This window comes from Soonwooa buanensis (assembly GCF_900167905.1).
GTDB classification, from domain to species: Bacteria; Bacteroidota; Bacteroidia; order Flavobacteriales; family Weeksellaceae; genus Soonwooa; species Soonwooa buanensis.
The window spans coordinates 88,735-103,190 of sequence record NZ_FUYZ01000006.1; the positions used below are offsets into that span (position 1 = coordinate 88,735).

General features: G+C 34.2%; 13 protein-coding genes, 1 other RNA gene and 1 pseudogene. 10 read left to right on the forward strand and 5 right to left on the reverse strand.

Annotated features, from left to right (window positions below):
• Nucleotides 1-314: 314 nt before the first annotated feature.
• Nucleotides 315-714, reverse strand: a transfer-messenger RNA (tmRNA) gene (gene ssrA / locus B5X62_RS09690).
• Nucleotides 715-1,134: 420 nt separating this feature from the next.
• Between ssrA and B5X62_RS09700 the strand changes: the two genes are divergently transcribed.
• The 3 genes from B5X62_RS09700 to B5X62_RS09710 all read left to right on the forward strand — a co-directional run bounded on the left by B5X62_RS09700 (nt 1,135) and on the right by B5X62_RS09710 (nt 4,833).
• Nucleotides 1,135-2,109, forward strand: coding sequence for a ribonucleotide-diphosphate reductase subunit beta (locus tag B5X62_RS09700; protein WP_079667232.1), 975 nt, complete (start codon nt 1,135-1,137; stop codon nt 2,107-2,109).
• Nucleotides 2,110-2,153: 44 nt separating this feature from the next.
• Nucleotides 2,154-3,809: a ribonucleoside-diphosphate reductase subunit alpha gene (locus B5X62_RS09705; protein ID WP_079667233.1), complete on the forward strand. Its 1,656-nt coding sequence runs from the start codon at nt 2,154-2,156 to the stop codon at nt 3,807-3,809.
• Between the two features lie 130 nt (nt 3,810-3,939).
• Nucleotides 3,940-4,833, forward strand: coding sequence for a DUF72 domain-containing protein (locus B5X62_RS09710; protein ID WP_079667234.1), 894 nt, complete (start codon nt 3,940-3,942; stop codon nt 4,831-4,833).
• A 55-nt stretch (nt 4,834-4,888) separates the two neighbouring features.
• Here the strand turns inward: B5X62_RS09710 and B5X62_RS09715 are convergent, their stop codons facing one another.
• Nucleotides 4,889-6,412, reverse strand: coding sequence for a trypsin-like peptidase domain-containing protein (locus B5X62_RS09715; RefSeq protein WP_079667235.1), 1,524 nt, complete (start codon nt 6,410-6,412; stop codon nt 4,889-4,891).
• A 345-nt stretch (nt 6,413-6,757) separates the two neighbouring features.
• Here B5X62_RS09715 and B5X62_RS09720 point away from each other — a divergent pair, with 345 nt between their 5' ends.
• The 4 genes from B5X62_RS09720 (at nt 6,758) to B5X62_RS09735 (ending at nt 9,267) form a co-directional block, all read left to right on the forward strand.
• The gene (locus B5X62_RS09720) at nt 6,758-8,053 is read left to right on the forward strand and encodes a peptidase U32 family protein (RefSeq protein ID WP_079667236.1); all 1,296 of its coding nucleotides are present in this window, start codon (nt 6,758-6,760) and stop codon (nt 8,051-8,053) included.
• 11 nt (nt 8,054-8,064) lie between these two features.
• Nucleotides 8,065-8,295, forward strand: a complete 231-nt coding sequence (locus B5X62_RS09725) for a ferredoxin (RefSeq protein WP_079667237.1) — start codon at nt 8,065-8,067, stop codon at nt 8,293-8,295.
• Nucleotides 8,295-8,867: a 5-formyltetrahydrofolate cyclo-ligase gene (locus tag B5X62_RS09730; RefSeq protein ID WP_079667238.1), complete on the forward strand. Its 573-nt coding sequence runs from the start codon at nt 8,295-8,297 to the stop codon at nt 8,865-8,867. The genes B5X62_RS09725 and B5X62_RS09730 overlap by 1 nt, the downstream gene beginning before the upstream one ends.
• A 178-nt stretch (nt 8,868-9,045) precedes the next feature.
• Nucleotides 9,046-9,267 carry a hypothetical protein gene (locus B5X62_RS09735; RefSeq protein ID WP_079667239.1) on the forward strand — a complete coding sequence of 74 codons (222 nt, stop codon included), beginning with the start codon at nt 9,046-9,048 and terminating at the stop codon, nt 9,265-9,267.
• A gap of 45 nt (nt 9,268-9,312) precedes the next feature.
• Here the strand turns inward: B5X62_RS09735 and B5X62_RS09740 are convergent, their stop codons facing one another.
• Nucleotides 9,313-9,966, reverse strand: coding sequence for a hypothetical protein (locus B5X62_RS09740; protein ID WP_245797177.1), 654 nt, complete (start codon nt 9,964-9,966; stop codon nt 9,313-9,315).
• Nucleotides 9,956-11,122, reverse strand: coding sequence for a hypothetical protein (locus tag B5X62_RS09745; protein WP_079667240.1), 1,167 nt, complete (start codon nt 11,120-11,122; stop codon nt 9,956-9,958). Before B5X62_RS09745 ends, B5X62_RS09740 begins: the two co-directional genes overlap by 11 nt.
• Nucleotides 11,123-11,304: 182 nt before the next feature.
• On the opposite strand from B5X62_RS09745, the gene B5X62_RS09750 reads away from it, so the two are divergent.
• Complete coding sequence (locus tag B5X62_RS09750) at nt 11,305-11,556, forward strand: hypothetical protein (RefSeq protein ID WP_079667241.1); 252 nt, start codon at nt 11,305-11,307, stop codon at nt 11,554-11,556.
• 51 nt (nt 11,557-11,607) lie between these two features.
• On the opposite strand, the gene B5X62_RS09755 is transcribed toward B5X62_RS09750, so the two are convergent.
• The gene (locus tag B5X62_RS09755) at nt 11,608-12,378 is read right to left on the reverse strand and encodes a TrmH family RNA methyltransferase (protein WP_079667321.1); all 771 of its coding nucleotides are present in this window, start codon (nt 12,376-12,378) and stop codon (nt 11,608-11,610) included.
• A 243-nt stretch (nt 12,379-12,621) separates the two neighbouring features.
• Here B5X62_RS09755 and lptB point away from each other — a divergent pair.
• Nucleotides 12,622-13,347, forward strand: a pseudogene (lptB, locus tag B5X62_RS09760) (LPS export ABC transporter ATP-binding protein); the annotation flags it as partial.
• Between the two features lie 337 nt (nt 13,348-13,684).
• Complete coding sequence (locus B5X62_RS09765; RefSeq protein ID WP_079667243.1) at nt 13,685-14,308, forward strand: Crp/Fnr family transcriptional regulator; 624 nt, start codon at nt 13,685-13,687, stop codon at nt 14,306-14,308.
• The last annotated feature ends 148 nt before the right edge of the window (nt 14,309-14,456 follow it).

Consider the following 14,456-nt stretch of genomic DNA (forward strand, 5'->3'; position numbering starts at 1 on the left):
TTAAGTCTGTCTTTGTTGTTTTTTTTGAGCAAGCATAAGTAGTACTCGGTATAAGCAAAAAGCCCAAACAGATTAAAATTACAAAGCTAATATGTTTACTCAAAGTTTTCAACGCTACAAAATTATAAATAATTTCTATCGAAAATTATATTCGACTAATTTATTTTTTAATTATAATATTAAAGTTACGTTTGTTAGCACTATTTAGAATTGAAAATTCATCATCTAGCAATCCTAAAGGAAAAAAATAAACTAGCACCTACAATAGCACCTTTTAAAATAAAACCCTGTAAATCAATTATTTACAGAGTTTTAAGTGGAGTTGGAGGGATTCGAACCCTCGTCCAAACAAGCAATACATAAGCTTTCTACATGCTTATTTTGCTATTGGTTTTCGAACATAGGCAGAGAGCAAACACCCAACCTACATCTTATCTTCTAAGATTTTCGTGTTTTAGCCGAAGCTTCCAAAACCTTATTTCCGCATTCCTATGCCCCAGAATCCAACGTCGCAGAACAGAACATTGGTGAGACATCTTGCTTCCCTACTATCTTCGGGAAAGCGCTCAGAACCTACTAAACTTCGGATTAAGCTGCAAGAGCGAACTCTTCGTTGCCAGTTAAAATTTTGTAGCAAGGGATTAAAGAGATCGCGCTACGGTTCTCTGCATGCTTACTTACACATTGGTCTTGCTGTCGAAACCAGTCAACCCCAAGTGTGTCTACAAAGATACGAATTTTATCTAGTCTTTCTTTTCTAAATTTTAGTGTCTCTAGTTTTTAAAAACATTTTAATCAGTGTTTGTTTTTAAATAACTGATAATCAGTAGTTAATTTTATTTTGTTTAATTGTGAAAAGCATCATTGTGGATAAATCTAGTTTAGAATTTTGCTAACCTATTGCTAATCAAAGCTTGGCGAATTCTGTGGAAAACTTTTTAAAACATTAACATTAATTTTCGACTTTTCGGGGCTTTTGGATTTTCTTTTTAGACTTTCTATTTCTATTTTTGTAAGACCGATTTGTTTCAAAATCATATTTTCTAAATTCTTGAAATTGAAACAAATAAATATTTCTAAGGAAAATAAATCACTGCTAGAAAGCATAAAACGCGAATAAAAAGTTAAAGAATTATGGGCATTTTTGATAAAAGAGTTAGTTACAAACCATTTGAGTATCCAGAGATTTTGCAATTTGTAGAAGCGATTAACAAGTCTTTTTGGGTTCATTCTGAAGTAGATTTTACCGCAGATATCCAAGATTTCCATTCTCAATTGGCGCCACATGAAAAAATTGCGGTTAAACATGCGCTTTTAGCAATTGCTCAAATCGAAGTTTCGGTTAAAACTTTTTGGGGAAATCTTTACAACCATTTACCGAAGCCAGAATTTAATGGTTTGGGAGCAACTTTTGCGGAGTGTGAATTCCGTCACTCGGAAGCTTATTCTAGATTGTTGGAAGTTCTTGGTTATAACGAAGAGTTTAACAGTGTTGTAGAAATTCCTGCGGTTAAGAAAAGAATTGACTTTTTGTCAAATGTTCTTAAACATGCTAATTCTACAACGCCGAAAGAATATGTTTCTTCTTTATTATTGTTTTCGATTTTAATTGAAAACGTGTCTTTGTTCTCTCAGTTTGCGATTATTTTGTCGTTTACAAGATTCAAAGGATTCATGAAGAATGTATCTAACATTATTGCTTGGACTTCTGTTGATGAGCAAATCCACGCTAATGCTGGTATTTATTTAATCAACAAAATCAGAGAAGAGCAACCTAATCTTTTGACGGATTCTGACATCGAAGACATTTATACTTTGGTTGATGAATCTATCGCGTTAGAAGCAGAAATTCTTGATTGGATTTTCGAACAAGGCGAATTGGATAACTTTTCAAAAGAAGATCTTCTTAACTTTATGAAATACCGTGTTGACGATTCTCTTAAAAAAATCGGTATGAAAACACGTTATGATGTTTCTCCAGAGCAATACAGACCAATGGTTTGGTTCGAGGAGGAAGTATTCGCAAACTCTATGGACGATTTCTTTGCAAAAAGACCTGTAGATTATACTAAGCATGACAAGTCGATTACTGCAAACGATTTGTTTTAATTTAAATTAACGTCACTTTGGTGATTCTCAATATATAACGTATGATGGACGAAAATATCGATATCTGGTGGCTCAACGAAGAGTCCGAGCAAATGCTTAACAGAGGTTATCTTCTAAAAGGTGAAACTGTAGACGGCGCAATTGATCGTATTACAACTGCTGCGGCAAAAAGACTTTTCAAACCAGAATTACAACCAGCTTTCAAAGAGATGATTGTAAAAGGTTGGATTAGTTTTTCTTCGCCAGTTTGGGCAAATATGGGAACACAAAGAGGATTGCCGATTTCGTGTTTTAATGTTCATATTCCAGATAGTATCGAAGGAATTACGCACAAAATGGGTGAAGTCATTATGCAAACCAAAATTGGTGGTGGTACATCGGGTTATTTTGGAGAATTGCGTAATCGTGGTACTGCTGTTACAGACAACGGAAAATCTTCGGGTGCGGTTTCGTTCATGAAACTGTTTGACACCGCGATGGATGTTGTATCACAAGGTGGTGTGAGACGTGGTGCTTTTGCTGCTTATCTAGACATCGACCACGGAGATATTGAAGAGTTTTTATCAATCAAAGATATCGGAAGTCCTATCCAAAACTTGTTTACAGGTGTTTGCGTTCCAGATTATTGGATGCAAGACATGGTAGATGGTGATATGGAAAAACGTAAAATCTGGGCGCGCGTGCTAGAAAGCCGCCAACAAAAAGGTTTACCATATATTTTCTTTACGGATAATGTTAACAGAAATAAACCTCAAGTTTACAAAGATGCGGGATTAATGGTTAATGCAAGTAATCTTTGTTCGGAGATTATGTTGCCATCGACAACCAACGAGTCGTTTATCTGTTGTCTTTCTTCAATGAACCTTGAGTTGTTCGACGAGTGGAAAGATACCAACGCTGTTAAATTGGCGATTTATTTCCTAGACGCTGTATTGTCGGAGTTTATCGAAAAAACTGAAGGCAACTATTATTTGACTTCAGCACGTAATTTCGCAATGCGTCACCGAGCTTTAGGTTTGGGTGTTTTGGGTTACCATTCTTATTTACAAAAGAATATGATTCCGTTTGAAAGTTTCGAAGCGACACAATTTAACGCAAGAGCTTTCAGACATATTAAAGAGCAGGCAGAGCAAGCTTCTAGAGAGTTGGCTAACATCTATGGTGAACCAGAAATGTTAAAAGGTTACGGACTTCGTAATACAACTTTGATGGCGATTGCACCGACAACTTCTAGTTCTGCAATTTTGGGGCAAACTTCGCCAGGTATTGAGCCTTTCGCTTCTAACTATTACAAAGCTGGTTTGGCAAAAGGAAACTTTATGCGTAAGAATAAATATCTTGCTAAACTATTAGAAGAAAAGGGTCTTGATAACGAAGAAACTTGGAGAAATGTGATGTTAAATCACGGTTCTGTGCAACATCTTGATGGTTTGACGGATGATGAAAAAGCAGTTTTCAAAACATTTAGAGAGATTTCTCCAATGGAAATTGTATCACAAGCTGCTCAAAGACAACAATATATCGATCAAGCGCAGTCACTTAACTTACAGATTCCGTCTACAATGCCGGTTAAAGATGTTAATTATGTGATGATTGAAGCTTGGAAAAAAGGCGTAAAAACCCTATATTACCAAAGAAGTTCGTCGGTGTCAAAAGAATTGATGGTGAACTTTGTAAGTTGTTCTTCTTGTGAAGCATAACAAAATGACTTTATAATAATTGATACTTAAAAAGACCGTAGATTTTCTGCGGTCTTTTTTTGGATTAAACATTTACAAAAGATGTCAGTTTTTTTCTAACTTTAAACTTTGAATTAAAAATTTAATCACAATGAAATTCGGACAAGTTGAAGATCCTTCAAAAATAGATTTTACGCTACCTCAAGATAATTCGCATACGAAGACTATTTTAAAACTAAATAAAAAAGGCTTGCAAGATATATCAATTGGTTGTGCAAAATGGAATAAAACCGACCTTAAAGGCTTTTATCCAAAAGGTACAAAAGATGAATTGAGTTATTATGCGACGCAATTTAATTCCATTGAGTTGAATGCAACGTTTTACGGGATGCCTTCTCCTGATCAGGTTTTAACTTGGAAAGATAAAACGCCCGATGATTTTAAATTTTTTCCTAAAATTACCAATACGGTTTCGCATTTTCGAAGATTATTAAATATTGATGATGTTGTGACACAATTTGCAACTTCGGTTCTTAATTTCGGAGATAAATTAGGAATGGTTTTCTTACAGTTACACGATAATTTTAAGCCTAAAGATTATGAACGTTTAGAAAAGTTTATCCAAAATTGGCCAAAAGAAGTGCCTTTAGCAGTCGAACTTCGTAACACCGAATGGTTTGTAGATGAAGAGGTTTTTGATAAAACTTGTAAATTGTTTGAAGATAATAATGTGACTAATATTATTGTTGATACTGCTGGACGTCGTGATATGTTACACATGCGATTGACGACGCCAACAGCTTTTATTAGATATGTTGGTGCTAATGCTGAGAACGATTATCAAAGATTGGATGATTGGTTGGATCGATTGACAACTTGGAAGGAAGAAGGTTTAGAAAACTTGTATTTCTTCGTTCATCAAAACATTGAAAAAGCATCGCCACTTTTGTCTGCACATTTTATTAAAAAACTAAATGAAGCTTGGGGAAAAGAAATTCATATTCCACAAATGGGAAGTGATCCATCCAGATTGACATTGTTTTAAAACTAAAAAAGCAGCTCTTATTCGAGCTGCTTTTCTTTTGAATTTTGTTTATTGATTAAGGCATTTTAAAACCTCTAGTTGTCATTCTTCCGTATTCGTCAACGTATTTAACTTGTACATTTCCCGAATATCCATCAAGGATTTTTTCAACATCTTTTTGGCTGTTAACAGGTTTACCATTAACTTCGATAATGATGTAGTTGTCAACGATTCCGATTTTGTCCATTTCGCCACCTTCGGTCACATTTCTAGCAATAACGCCGCTGTTAAGTCCATAGTTTGTTTTAATTCTATCACTTAATGGCTCGAACTCACTACCGATTTTTTCAGTAACCGTTAAGTCAGCTTTACTTCTTGCAGATGTATTACCTTTTTGATCTTTAAGCGTTACGTTAGCTGTATTTGTTTTTCCGTTTCTGGTATAAGTCACCAAAACTCTGTCACCAGGCCTTTTGCTACCAATCACGAAAGATAAATCTGCGTAGCTATTGATGTCTGTGTTATCAATTTTAGTGATGACATCTCCGATTCTTATTCCTGCATCACCAGCGCCACTATTATCGCTAACTTCTCGCACATAAACGCCATTTCCAGTTTTTAAATTGGCTTTTTTCTCTTGGTTGTAAGCCATCACTTGGTTGTCGTTTGATAGGTCAAGTGTTCCAACACCTAAGAAACCTCTTTGTACCAAACCAAACTTCTTAATGTCCTCAACAATTTTTCTTGCTAAGTTAGAAGGAACTGCAAAACCATAACCTTCATAATATCCAGTGTTTGAAGAGATAGCTGTATTAATACCAATAAGGTCGCCACTTACGTTAACCAAAGCGCCACCACTGTTACCTGGATTAATCGCAGCATCCGTTTGGATAAAGCTTTCAATTGGTGTTCTAGATTGTTGACTTAAAAGGTCGATGCTTCTTCCTTTAGCAGAGATAATACCCGCTGTAACTGTAGAATTAAGACCTAAGGGGTTACCAACTGCCAAAACCCATTGTCCAACTTCAACCGCATCTGAGTTTGCGAAATTAAGATAAGGAAGACCTTTTTCTTCAATTTTTAAAAGCGCGATATCTGTATTTGGATCGGTACCAACTAGATTAGCGATGTAAGTTTTTTTATTACTAAGTACAACTTCTAGTTTGCTAGCTCCTGCTACTACGTGATTGTTAGAAATGATGTAACCATCAGGAGAGATAATTACGCCAGAACCTAAACCAGAAGGCATATTTTTAGGTGGTTGTTGACGTTGCTGCGGTTGTTGTCTTCCTCCTCCAAAAGGATTCCCGAAGAAGAAATCAAACAAGTCGCTATCTGGCGCTCTTTGCGCAGATCTATCAGAATAATTTTTTATGGTAACAACTGCGGGAACAGTCATCTTAGAAGCTTTTACAAAGTCATCCCCGACTGCGCCAGTATTAAGACCAGCAAAGCTTGCATTGTTACTCGATTTTGTAAAGTATGAAAAATCTTCACCAGAATTATGTGGATCAAAATATTTAATAGCTCCAAAAGTAGTTGCGCCTGATAAAACCCCAACTACAGCCAACGGCATTAGTTTTTTAAATGTATTCTTCATTTTATATTTCCTTTAGTTTTTGATTTTAATCTTTAAACAAATTTAATGCTAAATAAGTATAAACTAAAAACTTAGTGTTACAGATTTAACGAAGTTTAACCATTATTAAATATAAATTAATAAATATTTTTAGATTTTAAGAGTTTTTTAGCGGTTTTAAAGGCTTTTTAAGACTTGAAACACGGTTTTTATTTTTGTTAAATGTGAAAATTTGTCAATGATTTTTTAAAAGCTGACAAAACTTCTCATAGAGGATATAATTTTATGTTAATAAAACTATCAATTGGCTTTAATTTTAAACAAGAATAAATTAATTACCTTTGCAAAAAATTTAGTTATAATAAAATGACAAAGACAGGAAGAATAGAACTAATGTCTCCCGCAGGAGATTTTACTTCGTTACAAGCGGCGATTGACAATGGTGCAGATTCTGTTTACTTTGGTGTAGAGCAGCTTAACATGCGTGCCCGTGCTACCATGAACTTTACACTTGACGATCTTCCTGAGATTGCAAGACGTTGTGAAGAGAAAGGTGTAAGAACGTATTTGACGCTTAACACGATTATATATGACCATGATTTATCGATTATAAAAACCCTTTTGGATAAGGCGAAAGCTGCTAATCTTACAGCGGTTATTGCGATGGATCAAGCGGTTATTGCTTATGCAAGACAAATCGGTATGGAAATTCATATCTCGACGCAGATTAATATTACCAATATCGAAACCGTGAAATTCTATGCACTTTTTGCTGATACAATGGTAATGAGTCGCGAGTTGAGTATTTCTCAGATCAAAAAAATTGCGACACAAATTGAAAAAGAACAAGTTAAAGGACCTTCTGGTAATTTAGTAGAAGTTGAAATTTTCGGTCATGGTGCGCTTTGTATGGCAGTTTCGGGTAAATGTTATTTGAGTCTTCACTCTAACAATTCGTCAGCTAATAGAGGTGCTTGTAAGCAAAATTGTCGTAAAAAATATACCGTTATCGATCAAGAAACTGGTTTCGAAATCGAACTGGATAACGAATATATGATGTCGCCAAAAGATCTTTGTACAATTGGTTTCTTAGATCAAATTGAAGATGCTGGCGTTAAAGTTTTGAAAATTGAAGGTCGTGGTCGTGCGCCAGAATATGTGGCGATGGTGACAAAATGTTATCGTGAAGCGATTGACAGTATCGCAGACGGGACTTTCTCTCAAGAAAAAGTAAAAGGTTGGATGGAGCGTCTAGAAACTGTATATAACAGAGGTTTTTGGGCAGGTTATTATCTTGGTCAAGAATTGGGGGAGTGGTCTGATAATTCTGGATCTAGCGCTACGCAAAAGAAAGTCTATATCGGAAAAGGTCGTCATTTCTATCCAAAATCAGAAATTGCAGAATTCTTAATCGAAGCTTATGATTTGGCGGAAGGAGATACTGTTTTAATCCAAGGTCCAACAACTGGTTCGCAAGAAATGGTGATTAAAGGTCTAATGGTGGATGGTAAAGAAGGTGCTACAAAAGCAACAAAGGCTGATGTTATTACTTTCAAAACTGATTTTCGTGTGCGTCCATCAGACAAACTTTATAAAGTTGTGAAGGTTGAAGAGCCAGGAACACAACAAAATAATGTAGAAGAAGGCGCTTATTCGCATTAATATTAGGATTGATGGTTATTGTTACATTGCAAAGAGACAAATGTATTGGTTGTAATTATTGTGCGGAATTTGCACCAGAATTTTTTAGAATGTCTAAAAAAGATGGCAAATCTGTATTATTAAAATCAATTGAAAAGAAAGGTTTTTTTACCATTAAAACGCCTTTTCCTGATGCTTTTGAGTCGTGTGATAAAGCTGCAAAAGCTTGTCCTGTTAATATTATTTCGGTTAAAGAGATATAATGGAAACTATTTTTGAAACAAAAGAAGTTTTAAGAAAAAGATATTTAGATAAAAGAATGACCTTGTCACAAGACGAGGTTTTTCTGTTTTCTGAGCAGATTTTTGAAATGTTTTTAAAAGAATTTAATTTAAAACCGAATTCAAAAATTCATTGTTTTTTGCCGATAACGTCTAAGAACGAAGTTAATACGCAGTTTTTCTTTGATTATTGTTTTAAAAATAGCATTCAGATTTTTGTTCCGAAAGTTGTAGGTGATGACCTAATTTCTATTGAAGTAACACCTGATACTGAATTTTCTATTAGTAAATGGAATATAAAAGAACCAAAAACTAATGTTGGTAGCACTATCAAAGAATTTGATTTTTGTTTGACACCTTTGTTGTACTGCGATCCAAAAGGTAATAGAGTAGGATATGGGAAAGGTTTTTATGATCGATTCTTTAGCGAAAATGTTGTTGATAATAAAATTGGATTAAGTTTTTATAAACCAAATTCTTTAGTTGTAGATGTTTTGTATTCAGATATTAGGTTAGATTTTTTAATAATCCCTAATCAGGTTTTTGTATTTTAGTATGTGTAATTTTATGTAAATAAGTGATTTATAGTATTGTAAATTTGTAAATTGAATTACAAGAACTATACAACTGAATTATTTTATTTGTATTATTTGCTGGTATATATTTGTAATGTCTTAAAGATAAGGCGAAACACAAATTTTACATATATTAATTATTTAAAAACATTTTATTATGAAAAAAGTATTTGGAACATTAGCGATCATTTCATTAGCAGTAGTGTCTTGTAAAAAAGCTGAAACTGTTGATACAAACGTTGTTGACTCAGCTGCAGCTAAAGTAGATTCGTTATCTAAAGAGGTTGACACGGCAGTAGCTAAAGTAGACTCTGCAACTGCTAAAGTAGACTCTGCTAAAGCAGAAGTTAAAGAAGCTGTTGATGCAGTTAAAAAATAATCTAAATAAGATTTAAACAATTAAGCCTCCATTCGGAGGCTTTTTTTATTTCTTTTTGATTGATTTTTCTGCTTTGCTCTGCGATTTTTGTTCTTTTGATGTAGCTTGAGTGCTTTCAGTTTGCACGGATATCGAGTCTTTTTTCTTGTTTAGATCGGTGTAAAAATTTTTGAAATAAAACTTAAACTCATTATTGTCTTTCGCTGGCATAGATTTCAAGACATATTCAGCATTTCTATCATAACTTCCAATAAAAGCTTTTTTGCTATTATAATATTCAACATTAAATTTAGCAACATCGAAGGTGTCTTTTTCAGTAATTTTTCTTTCGATGTTTAAATTATTGATACTTGCGTAGCGAACTTTGAGGCTGTCAAGGTCCTTAAATAAAGGTTTTAGTTGAGTAGAATCCGTTTTTAAAAAATAACTTTGCATTTGTGCATAGATTACAGAGTCTATTTCGGTATCCTTATTTCCAGAAATATAAAGCGTGGAAAGATCCAATAGATCTTGTATTTTCTGCTTAGTTATTATGTTTATAGCTTGTGCGCTATCCATTTTTGCCGATGGAATCGTGTTGCGATTATTCTTGTATTTAACATCGTTGATGTTCGATTCGCCTTCGTATTTTTTGTTACACGAAATAATACTAATGCTTACAAAAATTGCTATAAATATGGATAGTATTTTACTTCTCATTGGTTGAAATTTTAAAACGGATAAGTACTATTTTGCCATTTTTCATCTGTGTATCAATCACATTTAGGTTTTCTAAAGCGGTGGTTGGTAACGTAACGAGGCTAATGTATTTTTGTTTATCAAGTCGCTCAACAGCGTAAGTCTCGTTGTCATAGACTTGCGTTATTTGTGCATCATCGCTAATCAATTGGTTTAGCTGTTCTCTTTTCTTTTTAAAATCTTTTATAGATCTAGAATAATAGTAAAGTAGAATCGCATAATCATTAGGTTTTAGCTCAATGTTTTCTTTTTCAGGTGCTGTTTCTAAGTTCCTTTTGATGGTATCAGTTTTATAAAAAGGGGAAGAAACAATCATAGTTAAAGTTTTGCTCTGTGTTGTGTATTTGAAAGGAGCGTTCGGTTTAATTCTTATAAGGATTGGAGATTCATTCTCTTTAAGGATTTTTACATCTAGTTCATCCTTTATTAATGTATTTCGGTCAGAGTCAATGAAGCTGTATGTATATTCTTTATATAACCATTGATCTCGAAATATTAAGAATAAAATCGAAAGACTTAACACAGATGTTATGATGTACCAAATGTTTTTCTTGAAAAAATTTCTTTTCTGAACATTGGATAGGGTTTCAATTTGTTGATTATCAGTATTGTTTATTTGTAAAACTTCTTTTTTTGTCGATTTTTCTAAATCATTTCTATCTTGAACTTGTAGATTATTATCGACTTTTTCAACTTCAAGATTATTTGGAATAACATCAATCGTTGCTTGCTTATCCATTGTTGAATTTTCAACAACTTTTACTGTTTTTTCAGTAGGTGTAATTTCTAGTTCTGGTTCATCTACTTCAGTAGTTGGTAAAGCAATTGGTTTGAGCTTTTTATAATTAAACCAAGATTCGTAACCTGCATAATTTGATAATAAATTAAGCATGTCAATTCTTGGTAATTTGCTTACTGGCGAGGTTTTGAAATAAGTGTAAAAAGACTTTTCGCTAATGTTTCCTTTAGCGTATTTTCTTAAGTCTTCTTGAAAATATATGATGTCAATACCTTTCCACTTAGTAATATCATTGTGGGAAGGTGTATGATTGTCTAAATACTTGGCCTGAACCTCTTTTTTTAGCTGTTCAAAGTATAAAATTTCTAAATTGTCCAAATGCTGAAAAATTTATAATTAACTGTTTTACAGATGCTTTTAATTGTAAAACTATTTTACAAAGATATTACAATTAATTTTCTAACACAAATTTTTTTGCTGCCATACCTTTGTCCTGTTCAAATTGATAGAACAGAAAAGAATTCATTTAAAATAACAAACAAAATTAAATTTAATTTATTATGAAAAAGTCATTATTTGTAGCTGCTATCGCTGCTGTTGCTCTTGTAGCTTGTAAAAAAACTGAAAACGTAGATGCTGCTAACACAGATTCAGCTGCTGCTGTAGTTGATACTGCTGCTGCTACTGTTGATTCAGCTTCAGCTACTGTTGATTCAGCTGCTGCTAAAGTTGACTCTGCTGCTGCAACTGTTAAAGATGCTGCTAAAGAAGTTAAAGATGCTGCTAAAGAAGTAAAAGAAGCTACAAAATAATTAAAAATTATTTGTAAAAAAAGAACCGTTTCGATTTCGAAACGGTTTTTTTTATTTCATTTTTTGACGAAGTGCTTCATAACAAATTATCGCAACAGCATTGCTCAAATTCAAAGAGTCAATACTTCCAGCCATCGGTATCAACGTGTTTTTTCCTTTTTCCTTCCAAAAGTCACTAAGTCCAGAATGTTCAGTCCCAAAAAGAATAGCACTTTTCTGTTTTAGATTACGCGAGTCTAGAGATTGCGCATCGTCAGACATAAAAGTCGTGTAGATTTCAAAAGCATTTCTTTTCAAAAAGTCGAAAGCGTCTTCATTACTTACCGCAAAAAAGTTCATCCCAAAAAGGCAACCGACGCTACTTCTGATTACATTCGGGTTATAAAAATCAACTTTTGGATCGGTCACAATCAAAGCATCGATCCCAAAAGCTTCACAACTTCTCAATATTGCGCCAAGATTTCCAGGCTTTTCGATACTTTCCAAAATGATAATTGTAGAATTTTCTTTCAGTTTCAGAGAAGCCAAATTCAGTTCCTTATTCTTATAGACGCCAATTATTCCTTCCGTCGTTCCACGATATGCAATTTTTTCGTACACCGCTTTACTTACAAAATTCACATTTTCTGTAGGTGTTTTGCCTACAAAAATATCTGGCGCAACATAAAATTCCACCGCTTCGTAGCCAAAATGTAGTGCACGTTCATTTTCTTGTTGACCTTCCACCAAAAAAACTTCGGCTTTTTTTCGGTCACTATTTTTGCTTAGCCAACGACTAATTTTCTTTATTTTTTCGTTCTGGAAACTTTCAATGATTTGCATTTCTGCTATTTTTCCACAAATTACGTTATTATTTTGTGCTATTTCCAAATTTCAAATCTTAGTTTTCATCTATTTTGTAATTAGGAGCTAATCCCGCTTTCACTACTCGCTATCCCAAAGCCAAGCTTTTTCCTCGCTATTTGGGATGAGCTCAAACATGCCGTTCAATCGGGGCTAGAAAATCTGCGAAGAAGTAAAATCCTAAAACTTATTTAGATTCAAAAAATAATTATCTTTGTCACTATGATTTTACGAGGAGAAAATTTAATTAAAGAATACGGACCAAAGAAAGTTGTGAAAGGCGTTTCTGTGCAGGTTCAACAAGGTGAAATTGTCGGTTTGTTAGGTCCTAACGGTGCCGGAAAAACCACTTCTTTCTACATGATTGTAGGTTTGGTGAAGCCTACTTCTGGTAAAATTTTCCTCGATAAACAAGAAATTACCAACGATGCGATGTATCGTCGTGCCCAAAAAGGTATCGGATATTTGGCGCAAGAAGCTTCTATTTTCAGAAAATTGTCTGTGGAAGATAATTTGATGGGCGTTTTGCAGTTGACGAATCTTTCTAAGAAGCAACAACAAATGAAATGTGACGAGTTGATAGAAGAATTTTCTCTTCATCACGTTCGCAAAAACAGAGGTGATTTGCTTTCTGGTGGAGAGCGCCGTAGAACGGAAATCGCAAGATGTTTGGCAACAAGTCCCAACTTTATTCTTCTCGATGAGCCATTTGCTGGAGTTGACCCAATTGCGGTGGAAGATATTCAGAAAATTGTTCGAAGTTTGGTGGACAAAAATATCGGGATTTTAATTACCGACCACAATGTTCAACAGACTTTAGCGATTACACACAAAACTTATATTATGTTCGAAGGAAGAATCCTGAAAGAAGGTCTTCCAGAGGATTTAGCGAACGACCCGCAAGTTCGTGAAGCTTATTTGGGTGAGAATTTCGTGTATCAAGATATTCTGAATAAATCAACGAAAAAGCATTATGTTTATAATATTTGGGCGGGCGATTTCGATTCAAAAAATGAATTCCAAGCATATGTAGATGAGTTTTATCCTGCAACTAAAGATTTAAAACTGCTTTACGGTTTCGAAGATATTAGTTTTGCATCTTTAGCAAATTCCGAAATTGAATTTATTTTCTCGGATATTGTCGATAAAAATGCGCATAATTCTTTCGTTCTTCAAAAAACTGAATTGAAGTCCAATCAAAGTTATGAAGAAGTTGCCCGAAGCGCAGAACAGCTTTCTAACACGAGATTAAAATACCTTACAACTTTTGATAGCCAACAATAAAATGGATAGTCCAGAATTAAAACAAGAGTTTCAATCCACGCCAGAACTCCTTGAAAAGCTTTATAAATACAGCGTTAGCAAAGAATATCAAGCTGGAGATGTAATTGTGGATGAAAATTCGAGTATTCGTGCAATTCCTATTGTTACAAAAGGCGCAATGAAGGTCGTTCGTACAGAAGAAGACGGCCGCGAAATTCTGTTGTATTACATAAAAGCTGGCGAATCTTGCATCATGTCTTTTTTGGGCGGAATGCACAATGAAACCAGCAAGGTGAAAGCTGAAATCGAGGAAGATGCGGAGATACTTTTCCTTCCTGTTACCAAGGTTTCAGAGTTTATAAAAGAACATCCTGAGTGGCTCGATTATATCTTCAAATTGTATCATAAAAGATTTGAGGAATTGTTGGGCATCATCAACGAAATTGCTTTTAAAAAAGTAGATGAACGCTTACTAAATCTTCTCGAAAAGAAGGCCGAACTCACGCAATCCAACACTTTAAATGTTACCCACGAACAGCTTGCCAACGAACTAGGAACCGCTCGTGTTGTAGTTTCCCGACTTCTAAAACAACTTGAAGAAAACGGCGAAGTTCAACTTGGTCGCAATAAAATTACTTTACTTTAAAAATTAGAGGTTAAAAATTAGAGGTTAGAAATTAGAGGTTAGAAGTTAGTCTTGATTTAAGTAATCTTTTAATCATTTAATCATTTAATTTTTACCAGCGCAGCGCTTTGTAACAAAAGTAGCTGTACAATTTCTCCGATTATCCCAA

Excerpts from the sequence above, each read along its gene's own strand:
- B5X62_RS09700 (WP_079667232.1), top strand. The coding sequence starts at position 1,135 with ATGGGCATTTTTGATAAAAGAGTTAGTTACAAACCATTTGAGTATCCA.
- B5X62_RS09705 (WP_079667233.1), top strand. The coding sequence starts at position 2,154 with ATGGACGAAAATATCGATATCTGGTGGCTCAACGAAGAGTCCGAGCAA.
- B5X62_RS09710 (WP_079667234.1), top strand. The coding sequence starts at position 3,940 with ATGAAATTCGGACAAGTTGAAGATCCTTCAAAAATAGATTTTACGCTA.
- B5X62_RS09715 (WP_079667235.1), bottom strand. The coding sequence starts at position 6,412 with ATGAAGAATACATTTAAAAAACTAATGCCGTTGGCTGTAGTTGGGGTT.
- B5X62_RS09720 (WP_079667236.1), top strand. The coding sequence starts at position 6,758 with ATGACAAAGACAGGAAGAATAGAACTAATGTCTCCCGCAGGAGATTTT.
- B5X62_RS09725 (WP_079667237.1), top strand. The coding sequence starts at position 8,065 with ATGGTTATTGTTACATTGCAAAGAGACAAATGTATTGGTTGTAATTAT.
- B5X62_RS09730 (WP_079667238.1), top strand. The coding sequence starts at position 8,295 with ATGGAAACTATTTTTGAAACAAAAGAAGTTTTAAGAAAAAGATATTTA.
- B5X62_RS09735 (WP_079667239.1), top strand. The coding sequence starts at position 9,046 with ATGAAAAAAGTATTTGGAACATTAGCGATCATTTCATTAGCAGTAGTG.
- B5X62_RS09740 (WP_245797177.1), bottom strand. The coding sequence starts at position 9,966 with ATGAGAAGTAAAATACTATCCATATTTATAGCAATTTTTGTAAGCATT.
- B5X62_RS09750 (WP_079667241.1), top strand. The coding sequence starts at position 11,305 with ATGAAAAAGTCATTATTTGTAGCTGCTATCGCTGCTGTTGCTCTTGTA.
- B5X62_RS09755 (WP_079667321.1), bottom strand. The coding sequence starts at position 12,378 with ATGCAAATCATTGAAAGTTTCCAGAACGAAAAAATAAAGAAAATTAGT.
- B5X62_RS09765 (WP_079667243.1), top strand. The coding sequence starts at position 13,685 with ATGGATAGTCCAGAATTAAAACAAGAGTTTCAATCCACGCCAGAACTC.